This window comes from Buttiauxella selenatireducens (genome assembly GCF_031432975.1).
GTDB classification, from domain to species: domain Bacteria; phylum Pseudomonadota; class Gammaproteobacteria; order Enterobacterales; family Enterobacteriaceae; genus Buttiauxella; species Buttiauxella selenatireducens.
The window spans coordinates 3006989-3020595 of sequence record NZ_CP133838.1 but is presented as its reverse complement, the minus strand read 5'-3'; the positions used below and the strand labels follow the sequence as shown (position 1 = coordinate 3020595).

The 13607-nt window shown below is 51.8% G+C and carries 10 protein-coding genes; all 10 read left to right on the top strand.

The features are described from left to right. Positions 1 to 4: 4 nt before the first annotated feature. The 10 genes from tssK (at position 5) to RHD99_RS13810 (ending at position 13600) form a co-directional block, all read left to right on the top strand. Positions 5 to 1342 (top strand): type VI secretion system baseplate subunit TssK, encoded by a 1338-nt coding sequence (gene tssK, locus RHD99_RS13855; protein ID WP_309874562.1) that lies wholly within the window; start codon positions 5 to 7, stop codon positions 1340 to 1342. Then, positions 1339 to 1992, top strand: a complete 654-nt coding sequence (gene tssL, locus RHD99_RS13850) for a type VI secretion system protein TssL, short form (RefSeq protein ID WP_309874560.1) — start codon at positions 1339 to 1341, stop codon at positions 1990 to 1992. The genes tssK and tssL overlap by 4 nt, the downstream gene beginning before the upstream one ends. A gap of 3 nt (positions 1993 to 1995) precedes the next feature. After that, complete coding sequence (locus RHD99_RS13845; RefSeq protein WP_309874558.1) at positions 1996 to 3732, top strand: OmpA family protein; 1737 nt, start codon at positions 1996 to 1998, stop codon at positions 3730 to 3732. A gap of 2 nt (positions 3733 to 3734) precedes the next feature. Further along, complete coding sequence (locus RHD99_RS13840; RefSeq protein WP_183269708.1) at positions 3735 to 4226, top strand: Hcp family type VI secretion system effector; 492 nt, start codon at positions 3735 to 3737, stop codon at positions 4224 to 4226. 361 nt (positions 4227 to 4587) lie between these two features. Continuing rightward, entirely contained in the window at positions 4588 to 7224 is a 2637-nt protein-coding gene (tssH, locus tag RHD99_RS13835) for a type VI secretion system ATPase TssH (RefSeq protein WP_309874554.1), read from the top strand. 23 nt (positions 7225 to 7247) lie between these two features. Further along, positions 7248 to 7784 carry a type IV secretion protein Rhs gene (locus RHD99_RS13830; protein ID WP_309874552.1) on the top strand — a complete coding sequence of 179 codons (537 nt, stop codon included), beginning with the start codon at positions 7248 to 7250 and terminating at the stop codon, positions 7782 to 7784. Beyond that, the gene (locus RHD99_RS13825) at positions 7781 to 8248 is read left to right on the top strand and encodes a putative T6SS immunity periplasmic lipoprotein (protein WP_309874550.1); all 468 of its coding nucleotides are present in this window, start codon (positions 7781 to 7783) and stop codon (positions 8246 to 8248) included. Before RHD99_RS13830 ends, RHD99_RS13825 begins: the two co-directional genes overlap by 4 nt. A 61-nt stretch (positions 8249 to 8309) precedes the next feature. Next, positions 8310 to 8798 carry a putative T6SS immunity periplasmic lipoprotein gene (locus RHD99_RS13820; RefSeq protein WP_309874549.1) on the top strand — a complete coding sequence of 163 codons (489 nt, stop codon included), beginning with the start codon at positions 8310 to 8312 and terminating at the stop codon, positions 8796 to 8798. 38 nt (positions 8799 to 8836) lie between these two features. Next, entirely contained in the window at positions 8837 to 11341 is a 2505-nt protein-coding gene (locus tag RHD99_RS13815; protein WP_309874547.1) for a type VI secretion system Vgr family protein, read from the top strand. A gap of 15 nt (positions 11342 to 11356) precedes the next feature. Continuing rightward, positions 11357 to 13600, top strand: coding sequence for a BAR domain-containing protein (locus tag RHD99_RS13810; protein ID WP_309874546.1), 2244 nt, complete (start codon positions 11357 to 11359; stop codon positions 13598 to 13600). Positions 13601 to 13607: the final 7 nt, after the last annotated feature.

Genomic DNA, 13607 nt, shown 5'->3' with positions numbered 1-13607 from the left:
CGGAATGAAAATCTATCGTCCGTTATGGACTGACGGGGCCTTTCTGGCCCCGCAACAGTTTCAGCAACAGGCCCGCTGGGATGCCTATATGGCAGACGGCGTGGCCCATATGGTGCTGGCGAATCCGTGGGGTGTTATTGATGCCGCTTTTGACAACGGGTCGTTGGCGCTTTCACGTCTCAATGCCCTGCGTCTGATTGTCCGCTTCCAGGACGGTACACAGATTGATACTGAACTGGCGGATAACCTGCCGCCCGCCTGCGACCTGTCCACAGTCACCGACCGTGAAAGCGTGGATATCGTGCTGGCACTGCCACTGTTATCCGCCAACGGCGGCAATCTCGACGATGGGCAGGACAGTGAACGTCCGCGCCGCTGGCAGCAGCAATGGCACACGGTGCAGGAGCTGGCCGGGCATGAACGTACAGAACTGGCGGTGATGCACCACGCCATCACTCTGCGGTTTGCCCATCAGGAAAACGCGGCATATCTGACCTGTCCGGTGGTGCGTCTGACACGCAGCGCCCAGGGCCAGTGGATGCAGGATGCGAACTTCATTCCGCCCATGCTTTCACTTGCCGCCAGCCCGTTGGTGCTCAGTGAACTCGGCGATCTGCTGCACCGCCTGCAGGCGCGCCGTCGTCGCCTGATGGCGATGCGCCGGGAAAGCAACGAGCGCATGGCGGATTTTGCCGTCGCCGATGTGTCGCTGTTCTGGCTGCTCAATGCCCTGAACAGCATCGAGCCGGTACTGACCGAACTGATCCAGGCCCCGTCGCGCCATCCGGAACTGTTCTACCGGGAGCTGGTCCGTCTGGCGGGCAGCCTGCTGACCTTCTCACTGGAGCATAAAGCGGAAGATATCCCGCTGTATCAACATGACGCGCCGGAACAGGTCTTCCCGCCGCTGTTTACCTTGCTGGACAAACTGCTCGAAGCGAGCCTGCCGTCACGCATGGTGGCGATTGACCTCAAACGGGATGGTCAGTTCTGGACCGGCTCACTGCACGATGCTCGCCTGCGTGAAGGGGCGGACTTCTATCTCTCGGTCCGTTCGTCATTGCCAAATCACTTGCTGCAGACCCAGTTCCCGGTGCTGTGCAAGGCGGGCAGCTTCGAGGCGGTATCCGATGTGGTGAACGTCGCGCTCAGTGGTGTGGCGATGAAACCACTGTCTCACGTGCCTGCGGCGATCCCACTGCGACTTGAGAACCAGTACTTCTCCCTTGACCTCAACAGCCCGGATGCGAAGGCGATGCTGGAGGCGGGTAACTGTGCCTTCTATACGCCGGGCACGCTCGGTGAGGTGAAACTCGAACTGTTTGCGGTGCTGCGCTCATGAGCAAAATAAATCCTTCACTGATTGATGAAATCTTTTATCCCTGCTGGCTGATGGTCAGCCAGTTGCGTAATGGTCAGGAAATTACCGACGGGGAGGCGCTGTATCGCCAGGCCTGTGGCTGGATGGACCGCGCGCGTGAAGCATTAACGCGGGCCGGATTCAGCGAGGCGAGCTGCGACCACATGCTTTACACCCAGTGTGCGCTGCTGGATGAAAGCGTGATGAACCGCCAGAAGCCTGATAGCGGCTACAGTAAATGGCTCAAAGACCCACTGCAGGCGCGTTACTTCAACACGCTAAACGCTGGCGAGGAGTTGTGGGAGCGTATTCGTACCGTGTTGCAGGAGCCTGCACCGGATACTGCGGTGCTGACCTGTTTTTACCGGGCGCTGACGCTGGGCTTTGTCGGTCGTTATCGTGAACAGGGGGATGAGCGTCGCGAAGATGTGGTTCGCAAGCTCAGTCAACTGGTTACTCCGTTCACCCAGACCCTGGAGACACCGGTGGTTTCGCGTTCTTCACGGCTGCGCGCCGGGCGTAAAACGTACTGGTTTTCCTGGGTGCTGGGTGCTGCCATCCTGGTTGCGCTGTGGTTTTTGCTATCGACCATGCTTGCAAATATGGTGTCACACCTGACAGGGACGCACTGACGGATGCGCGGAATTACACAGTTAATACTGCTGCTCCTTGGGGCTTTCCTGGCGCTGTGGCTGATTATCGGCTTCTGGCCGTTGGGCATTGCCAGCCGTGTGACGCTCAGCATCATGGTGCTGCTGGTTTGCGGAGCGGTGGGGTATTTTCACTGGCGTCGTGACAGTCGCAACAAAATCGCCCATGCGCACATTGAGGATGCGAACCTGCCGCCGGAGGACTTTCAGGGTGCTGTGGTGCTGGTCTGTGGCGACAGTGCACCGTTGTTTTCCGGTGGCACGCTGTTCCGTGAAACCCGTCAGGGCTGGTATCTGCCCGTTGCGTTGCCGGAGCAGCTTCCACTGCTGGCGCAGCATCTGGCCGCTGAACGCCCGGCACTGGTGGCACAGATTTCCGTGCTGCTGGCGGTCATCCCGGAACAGCATCAGGACAAGGACGATTTCACCCAGAAACTGCGCGCCTGGCATCGCGCCATCGTGCAGTGTAAAAGCGGGCTGTCGGGTATTCCTCCGGTCTGGATAAGCACCTGGATTTCACCGCCGCGGCAATCCGATGCGCAGGTTGAGCGCTGGTATACGGTCACGCCAGGCCTTACGGGCATCCAGGTGCGTGAAACCGGCGCGGGCGTGATGCCGCTGACGGAATGGGGTCGCGAACTGAATGCCGGCAACGATCTCGAGCGGCTGAGCAGTGTGTTCTGGATGGAGAGCCTGCTGACCTGGTGTGATACCCATATTCGCGACGTCATCAGCAAGCGGCAGGGCGATTTACCTGCTCTGACGCCGTGCGTCTGGGGGAGTTGTTTTACTCCCGTCACGGGCAGTCGCGATAACCTCTGGCAGGCCCATGTCGCGGGTATCACTACGCTGCAACCAACCCTTATTCGTACCCAGGAATGTCTGCCATTACCGGATGTGTTGCTGCCGTATCTGCCCCGTCGTCGTGGTGTATCGCGTCTGATGCAAACCTGGCAATTGGCAGGACTGATATGTGGTCTGTTCTTGCTGTTTGCCATGCTGGCGTCGTTCATCAATAACCAACGCCTGATTCAAAGCGTGGGTGACCACCTCGCACTCTATAACCGTCTGACGGGCACACCTCCGGCGCCTAAAGTCCAGGCGCAACAACAACTGCGCAGTGATGCAGATTTACTGGACGGCTGGCTACGTAGCGGCGCGCCGATGCGCCTGTCGCTCGGCTTGTATCAGGGGATGCGTCTGATTGCACCGCTGCAAAGTGCCATCAACAGCTGGTCGCCACCCCCTCCGCCACCACCGGTCATCAAAAAAATTATCCAGGGACCGAAAACCATCCGCCTGGACAGCCTGTCGCTGTTCGATACCGGCAAATATCTGCTGAAAAACGGCTCCACCAAGGTGTTGATTAATGCGCTGGTCGGCATTAAGGCCAAACCAGGCTGGTTGATTGTAGTGGCAGGGCATACCGACGATACGGGTGACGATAAATCCAATCAGATTCTGTCGCTCAAACGTGCGGAATCGGTGCGGGACTGGATGCGCGATACGGGTGATGTGCCGGAAAGCTGCTTTGCCGTACAGGGCTATGGCGAAAGCCGCCCATTGAAATCCAATGACACGGAAGTGGGCCGCGCGGCCAACCGTCGTGTCGAAATCAGTCTGGTACCGCAGGCAAATGCTTGCCGGCTACCGGGCGCAAAAATGGCCTCACCGGATCCAACGGAAGATGGTGATGCCCCAACTGAAGAAATGGAGAACTAACCATGGCAATTCCTGTTTATCTGTGGCTGAAAGACGACGGCGGTGCGGACATTAAAGGTTCTGTAGACGTTAAAGACCGCGAAGGCAGCATCGAAGTGGTGGCGCAGGAGCACAACCTTTATATCCCTACCGACAACAACACCGGCAAGCTGACAGGCACCCGTATCCACACCCCGTTCCTGTTCACCAAGGAAATCGACTCCTCCAGCCCGTATCTGTACAAAGCGGTGACCACCGGTCAGACCCTGAAATCCGCTGAATTCAAGTGGTACAAAATCAACGACGCGGGCCAGGAAGTTGAATATTTCAACACCAAACTGGAAAACGTGAAGCTGGTGAAAGTGGCACCAGAAATGTACGACATCAAAGATCCGGCAAAAGAGAAACACAACCACCTCGAGCGCATTGAACTGCGCTACGAAAAAATCACCTGGACTTACAAAGACGGCAACATCATTCATTCCGATTCATGGAACGAACGTACCACTGCCTAAGTTACTCGTCATATTCCGCGCTGTAGCGGCGTTGGCTGCAGCACGGACTATTTAGGGTAAAGGTTTGATGCGGACAGGACTGTCTGTCCGCAGTTTTTGTTTTCTGAGTCGTTTAAAAAATCAGACGGCTGAGCAAACAAAACCCCTTACAGCCTTCCGACCTTATGCGCTTTGGTATACAGCGATGGGCGGTAGCGTGTCTGAAACTCTGAATTCGAGGGCTCTAAATAATTCGGTCTGCAGGAAGGCGGCAAGTTTGTAAATCCCCGGGAGCTTACTTTAGTAAGTGACTGGGGTGAGCAAATGCAGCCAACGCACCTGCAGGCCGAAGTATGACGAGCTTTAAAAAGGAACAACGTCTATGGAACACCAGTCCGCTGTACTACTACGTCGTCTTAACCCGTACTGCGCAAAAGCGCTGGAAGCCGCTGCCACGCTGTGTCAGACCCGTGCGCATGCTGAAATCACCATCGAGCACTGGCTGTTAAAACTCCTTGAACTGGGTGAGGGCGACATCACCGTACTGGCCCGCCGCTACGAATGGGACATGGACAGCCTGTGGCAAAGCCTGCTGGAGCACCTCGATGCGCTCCCACGTTCCGTGTCGACTCGTCCGCAACTGGCGACTGACCTTGAAGCGCTGATGAAAGGCGCGTGGCTGGCGGCGTCATTGCAGGATGACAACCAGACCATCCGTAGCGTGCACCTGCTCGAAGCGCTGATTGCCAAACCGAAACTGCTGCGTTGCGAAGGGTTATGGCCACTGTTCTCTTTAAGCGAAACGCAGATTAACCGCCTGAAACCGCTACTGGATGCGCAGTCGGATGAGCGCCCGGAACTGCAACAGCAGGAAAGCCTGAGCCAGTCGCCGTCGACACTGACTGATGCGCCACGTGAAGCCAGCGTTTCCGGCAACACCCTGAGCGAAGCCTTACAGGCGGCACTCGACAAATTCACCCTCGACGTCACCGCCAAAGCGAAAGCGGGCAGCATTGACCCGGTATTTGGTCGCGACAATGAAATCCGCCAGATGGTGGATATTCTTTCAAGACGTCGCAAGAACAACCCGATTCTGGTGGGCGAACCGGGTGTGGGGAAAACCGCACTGGTGGAAGGTTTAGCGCTACGTATTGCCGAAGGTAACGTGCCGGACAGCCTGAAAGCCGTCAGTCTGCGCACACTCGACCTCGGCCTGTTACAGGCAGGCGCGGGCGTCAAAGGCGAGTTTGAACAGCGCCTGAAAAACGTCATCGACGCGGTACAGAACTCCCCGACGCCCGTATTACTGTTTATCGACGAAGCGCATACCATCATCGGTGCAGGCAACCAGGCGGGTGGCGCGGATGCTGCCAACCTGCTGAAACCCGCGCTGGCCCGTGGCGAACTGCGCACCATCGCCGCGACAACGTGGTCGGAATATAAACAGTACTTCGAACGCGATGCTGCGCTTGAACGTCGCTTCCAGATTGTGAAAGTCGACGAACCGGACGACGAAATGGCCTGCCTGATGCTGCGCGGCCTGAAATCCCGCTACGCCCGGCACCACGGCGTACACATCACCGATGAAGCGGTGAAAGCGGCGGTCAGCCTGTCACGCCGCTACATCACCGGCCGCCAGTTGCCGGACAAAGCAGTCGATCTGCTCGACACGGCCTCTGCTCGCGTGCGCATGAGCCTCGACACCCTGCCGGAAGCGCTGACACAGCTGAAAGCGCAAATCAGTGCGCTGGAAATGGAAGAACAGGCGTTGCTGGAAGATATTGCACTCGGCAGCCTTACCCACGGCGAACGTATTGAGCAGATTGAACAGCAGTGCGCCACGCTGGAAGAACAGCTCGCCGCCCTGGAAACCCAGTACCACGCCGAGAAAACGCTGACGCAACAACTGCTGGACGTGCGTCAGGACATCAGCCGTCAGGAAGAAATCAACAGCCTGCAACAACAACTCAGCGACCTGCAACACAACAATCCGCTGCTCTCACTCGATGTGGACGTGCGCACCGTCGCCAACGTGATTGCAGACTGGACCGGCGTGCCGCTGACCAGTCTGCTGAAGGATGAACAGACTGACCTGCTGATGCTGGAAAACCATCTTGCCACCCGCGTCGTGGGCCAGGACCACGCGCTGGTCGGCATGGCCCAGCGCCTGCGTGCCGCCAAAACGGGTCTTACATCAGAAAATGGCCCGCTGGGTGTGTTCCTGTTGGTTGGCCCGAGCGGCGTGGGTAAAACAGAAACCGCGCTGGCACTGGCCGACAGCCTGTTCGGCGGCGAAAAATCCCTCATCACCATTAACCTGTCCGAATACCAGGAAGCGCACACCGTTTCCCAGCTCAAGGGGTCCCCTCCGGGCTACGTCGGTTACGGCCAGGGCGGGATTCTGACCGAAGCGGTACGTAAACGCCCGTACAGCGTGGTGCTGCTCGATGAAGTGGAAAAAGCCCACCGCGACGTGATTAACCTGTTCTACCAGGTGTTCGACCGTGGCTTTATGCGCGACGGCGAAGGACGTGAAATCGACTTCCGTAACACCGTCATTCTGATGACCGCTAACCTCGGCTCCGACCACATTATGCAGATGCTGGATGAGCAACCGGAAGCCACCGACGGGGATTTGCAGGAACTGCTGCGCCCGATTTTGCGTGACCACTTCCAGCCCGCGCTGCTGGCCCGCTTCCAGACGCTGATTTATCGTCCGCTGAACGCCACCGCGCTGCGCACCATCGTGGAGATGAAACTGGCGCAGGTGGCAAAACGCCTGAACCGCCACTACGGCCTGCAGACCACCATCGAAGAGAGTCTCTACGACACGCTGGTTGCCGCCTGCCTGCTGCCGGACACCGGCGCGCGCAACATCGACAGCCTGCTTAACCAGCAGATTTTACCGGTGCTGAGCCAGCAGTTATTGCAGCGTAAAGCCGGGCAGCAAAAGACGACCTCACTGGCGCTGGGCTGGGATGAAGAGGACGGGATTGTGCTGGAGTTTGGCGATCACTGATTGTCAATATTAAAGGAACTTATATGGATGATAGTAAAGAAGGCGGCCTGAGGCGACTGACATCGGGTGAGATTGAGCTCGCAAAAACGGTATTTGGAACCACCATTGAGTACGGCTCAGTCTGGATCCATAAAGAAAGCTACCTGCCATTTAACTTACAGGGTGAGCTGTTTGCCATGACACCCAATGGTGAAATTTATCTCCGTACCACACTGTACCGTGATGACTTTTCTCAAACGGTGGATGATATGCAACATCTCTTTATTCACGAAATGGTTCATGTCTGGCAACGAACGAAAGGGATGAACGTTATTATGAGAGGGCTGGCCAGCTTGTTGGTCAGTTATCGGTATATACTTGATGGCCGCTTGCTAAGTGAATATCCCATGGAACAGCAGGCACAAGTTATTGCGGATAATTTTATTTTGCAGAAATTTGGTTACAAGACATGGACTTTACTACGAGAAAAAAAGAACCCCGATGTCACTCTTGACGGCGATACTTCAGAATCAGTAATCCGTGAACAATACAAAAATTCACTCAGAGGATTTCCGTGGTGATAAAAAAAATACAACATATGGGGTTGTTATTCCCTCTTGTTATTGTTTGTTCATTTATGTTAACGGGTTGCCCAGGGCCAGGCGACAGAATAACTTTTGACGAAACAACCCAGGTGGCGACTATTGGGAGCCATCTTTGTTTTCTTGTCCCTGAATCACAAGATTACCAGCCGACTGTCATCGCTATTAATCCCAGAGGAACCCCTCCCAAAAGCCAGAATTTTAATTTAAAACCTGACATCAAGGTCGCTGACGGAAAATTATGTATTCCTCACTCATTTTATCAGTTCCCGGATGAAGGCCAATTTATTGTTGAATATATATTAGCGTCCAGAGAGGATAAAAAAGAGCGCCGAAGTGTCGTTGTTGGGGTTGGGGTTTCAGAAGGGCATTTTTATAACTTCCCTCTGACCAATATGGAAATTAATCGGCCATACACTGAAATAAATCAAAAAATAAAATAATTATATTTATTCACTGTCAATCCATTACTCTGTAAATAAAAGGAATTACGGGGGAGCTTCCATGGTGAAACAGATTAAAACTCGTGTGTTATGCGCTGCTTTTTTGTCTGGCGTATGTTTGCTGATGTTGACAGGATGTCCAGGGCCTGGTGACAGAATGCGCCCGGATGAAACCGCACAGGTCGATTTGCAGGGCGAAAATGTATGTTTTAATGTCACTGAGGCTCAGGATTACCAACCAGCAGATATGGCTATTAATCCAAGAGGAACACTTTCAAAGAATAAGAATATTAATTTTTCTCCTGACCTTAAAGTTAGTGACGGAAAATTATGTATCCCTCCTTCGTATTATCGCTTCCCGGATAAAGGGCAATTTATTGTCGAATATGTATTAACCTCAGCGAAACATGATAGTGAACCTCGAAGGTTCGTTGTCACTCTGGAGATTAATCACGGGCATATTTATAACGTAACACCGACAGAAAGCGAGATTGCTTTGCCATATTGTCGCTACGTGCAGGATACCTCAGTTGCTGCCTGCCAGCTGTAAACCTTACAGGTGCTGAAGAATTACATGGAGTCAATATCATGAGTCTGTTTGATACACTTTCCAATATTACCCAAACAACCCTTAACCGCTACCGCCTCGATATTCCGTCCTGTTCATCGATGCTGGATGTGGAGGATTTCAGCGGCAACGAAGGGCTAAGTCGGACTTATCGCTACAGTATCCTGTTCACCAGTGCCGATAAAGATATTGATGCGACCCAGATGTTGCGTAAAAACGCCAGCCTGACAATGGGCGTGGGAGCACTGCAAAGCCTGGTTGATCAGAAAGTGGTACACGGTGTGATTACCGATTTTCGCCGGATCTCAGGTTCAGCCGACGAGGCCAAATACCAGATTACCCTGGAGCCTTTTCTGGCATTACTGAAGAACCAGTTCCGCACCCACCGCTTCTTTGTCAATAAATCGGTGCCGGATGTGGTGGCGCAGATCCTTGATGAGCATGGCTTTAAGGGCTGGGAATATGAATTTGCGCTCAAGCAGACTTACCCGAAACGCGAGCAAATAAACCAGTACCAGGAAAGTGACCTGGACTTTATTCAGCGCCTGCTTTCAGAAGTCGGGATATTTTACTTCTTTACTCTGCAACCAGACACTCAAACCGAAGTGGTGCACTTCGGCGACAAACAAAGCGCGTATGAATTCGGTAAAACTCTGCCACTGAACAGCCCGTCAGGCATGAGTGATTCAGGTGCCGAGTCGGTGTGGGGGATCAATGTCCATCACAATGTGGTTGAAGCGAGCGTTACTGCTAAAGACTATAACTACCGCGAAGCCCAGAAGATCCTGCAGTCTGCCAAAGCGGATGTGACGCGTGGTGACGGTGATGGCATCACCTATGGTGAGGTTTATCACTACAAGCCGCGTCATCTCGACACTGGCAGTAAGAGCGAGCCGACAGCGGAAACCGCTAACTTCCTGGCCCGTCTGGATCACGAGCGCTTTTTGTCAAAGCAGATGCAGGTCACCGGCGTTGCCAATGACGTCAATCTCAGTCCCGGCCAGGTACTGACGATTGTTGAAACTGCGATTGTGCCAACGCTGCCCGCAGCCCTGGAAAGCGGGATTGTGATTACCGGGATGCATTTCAGTGCCAGCCGCAAAACGGCATTAGTCGCCCAGTGGGTAGCAATTCCGTTCAGTGAGACCCTGTGCTGGCGTCCGGCACTGAAACCACGTCCAAAAGTCAGCGGCACGATGATGGCACGCGTCACCAGCGCGAAAGCCAATGACATCTACGCCTGGCAGGATGCCTCCGGCCTGTATCGCGTGAAATTTGATGCCGACCAGGACGACAAAGCACAGGGCCAGGAAAGCATGCCGGTGCGCCTCGCCAAGCCTTACGGCGGCGACGTTTACGGTATCCACTTTCCGTTGATCCAGGGCACGGAAGTAGCGATTGGCTTCCACGACGGCGACCCGGACCGCCCGTATATCGCCCATGCGCTGCACGACTCACGCCACGTTGACCATGTGACGGAAAAGAACAACACCCGCAACGTGATACGCACACCTGCTCTGAACAAAATTCGCCTGGAAGACAAGCGCGGCGAGGAGCATATCAAGCTCAGTACCGAGTACGGCGGCAAAACCCAGTTGAACCTTGGGCACAATGTGGATGCCGAAAGGGCGCTGCGGGGTGAGGGGGCCGAGCTCAGAACGGATAAATGGGTGTCCATCCGTGGTGGTGCTGGCGTGTTTATTACAGCGGATACGCAATCATCGGCTAGTGGAATGATGCTGGGGATGGAGGAAGCAATTGCTCAACTGGAGAGTGCGCTGAGTATTGCAAAAAGCTTATCTGCAGCGGCCGAAGGTGCTCAGGCATTACCATCCGATACGCAAAGTCAGCAGGCATTGACCACCGCTCTTAAAGATCTGGTCCAACCGGGAATGGTTCTGAATGCACCTCAAGGCGTGAGCATCAGCAGCCCACAAGCCGTTCGTCTGGCATCCGGCAGTGCCAGCGTAGGCATCATGTCGCAGCAAAACACTGACATCAGCGCGATGAAGCGTTTTACTGTGGCAGCAGGTGAAGCCATCAGCATGCTGGCGCGTACAGCAGGAATGAAGTTGTTTGCAGCAAAAGGGAAAGTAGAAATCCAGGCACAGGACGACAACATCGAAGCGCTGGCGAAAAAGGACATCACCGTTACCAGTGTGGAAGGCAAAGTGGAAATCACAGCAGCAACAGAACTGGTAGTGAATTGCGCAGGGGCATACATCAAACTCAGCGGTGGAAATATAGAGTTGGGGGCACCAGGGAATATTCTTCTTAAAGCCAGCAATGTGCAAAAAATGGGGCCGGCGGATTACGATGCCCCAACTCCTGAGTTGCCGAAGGGGTTCAGTGAATATTTTGTCGCACAAGATCAGGAAACCGGAGAAATTCTTCCTCACAAACGCTACCGGATTACAACCAGTGATGGCGATATTTATGAAGGTCGCACCGATGAAGATGGAAAGACTTCGGAAATTTTTTCTGGCATAAAGAAAAAATTAAAAATAGAGCTACTCAACGACTAATTTGGAGTGCATAAAATGGCAACAGATGAACAACAAAGCGATACGGACCTGGTTAGTAAAGGAACAGTAGTTCAGGGAGGTGGAGAAGCACAGATCTATTTTCATACAGGAAGTGCTACGCTTTTATGTGTTGAAGCTAAAGATAATAAAATAATAATGAAATCTCATGATAGGCTTGCTGGTCTACTTGAAAAACAAAAACAAGCTCAACAATTATTAGATAAGCTGAACTACGATATGCTTATACAGGCAGGTCGTCGTCCGGTTCGGGCATTTGAGGATTCATTAAAAGAGACTTATGAAAATTTAAATACGGCTAATGAGAAATTAAGGCAAGAGCTTAAGGATATATCTAAGGACGTACCTGAAGGTGAATTATTAGATGAAGGGATGGAAAAATCTGCAATAGGTATTATGGAGTTAATACCATTAACAAATACACGTGGATTAAAAATGATCTACGTTCGTTCCGATCACATTAAAAATCACGTGAAAAGATATAAACTCAGTAATGTTGATAAAAAAAGTGGTGAAGCCAGCTTTATAAAATACAAAAGCAAAGAAGTTGTTACGGGGCTGGACGAGAGTGGTAGGGAAATTAAGAAAACCATACGTTCTTCCGAAATTGATAGTAACGAGTTGAAAAAAACCATTAAAGAATTGGATATAAGCTTAAAATGGAAAAAAGAGTTAGGTGAAGATTGCAATGTGGTTTTCTCTGACTGGGCAAAAGAGATGAACAAGAAAATGAATGCTTCTGGAGAAGATGAATTCTTTGCTGGGAGTGTGGATTTTAGTGCTCAGGCGCAATTGATGCGTTACAGTCATGGGGCCGGTTTGTCAGCTGAATTTAATCCTCTCAAAAAAAAAGCCTCAGCAAAAGTTGAAGGCCATTCAAGTTTTGCATTTGGAGAAGCAAAATTCTCTGGATCATATTATATTCCAGATCGCCTGGGCATCAGTTTACTGTTTCCTGGAAAGGCCACTAAAGAAAATCCCCAAGGTGGTATTTGTAGCATGGGGGCTTTGCGTTTTGCAGTGGAATTGACTGTTTCTGGAAATGTCGGTGCAAGTGTGGCAATTGAATTGGGCGTTGAGATCGACGGAAGCGGTGAAATGGCTAAGGGCTACGGTATTAAAGGTGTTCCTGCGAGGCTTATATCCCCCCCTCATCCTGGACAGCGTCAAGTTAATTTAGCTAAACCTAATCTTCCTGATGCGAAAATTGGGCTGGAGGCAGGAGCTTTTGCAGGTATTCAGGCTGGCGGTGAACTCAGTGGGGCAATAGAATGGTTTGATCCTCATCCAGAAGAGGATAATAAAATGGAACATAATGCAAATGAGGCAATTGTACCAAAAGAAAAGAATTTTTTGACGATAGCGAAAATTGCATATGGAGTTAATTTTCAGGCTGGGGCTGGTGCTAGCGCTGTGTTTTATATAACTTATATCAACAGCCGATTCCGAATGTACTGTAAAGCGGCATTGTGTTGGGGGGTGGGAGCTCAAGGTAGCCTTGGTTTTGAGGTGGATGCCAGTTCATACTATGCTTTCATGAAAAGTTTCTTACATATGTTAAGGAATGTTGACTATCAAAAATTAGATAAAATGATGGAGCCAGGTTCATTCCAGGCATTATGTGCAATTCCCTTAATTATGGCAGCTCAAGGAGTACAGGCAGTTGATGCAATGCTAGGAAGCATCGGTAGTATTTTGGAAACGATAGAAAATGACTTAAAACAAGAAAATAAAAGAGTCGCTCTAATGAACAGCATTTTATCAGATCCAGATCAATTAAAGTACACACCTCCTGAAACAAAGGCGGCAGTTATTTCAATGCTGATTGATACTAATTGGGTTGATTATCAAGACCCACGCAATCAGAATTATGATGTAACTACGTTGAATGCGTGGAAAACTGGCCCATTAAAGAAACGAAAGCAAGCAATATTCAAAGCTCTTAAGTGGGTACAGTCGATGGCAGACTATAACAATATTATGCAACATATGTCCCCCATCTCAGCTATGAAAAAATCATCGAAAGAAGAGAATGAAAGAGATTTGGTACTTTTTCTTCAGGAAGGTGAGACTTCGTCGGTAATATCGACGAATTATGGAGTTAAACTTATTGAACTTTATAATGATTTACCTCAAACATCAGATCCATCAGAACCATTCAAATCAATACCAGATGAAAAAATGGAATACTATCTTGCACTGATCGATCTTCAGCATCCTGATGACACACGACTTGCATAAAGAGAAA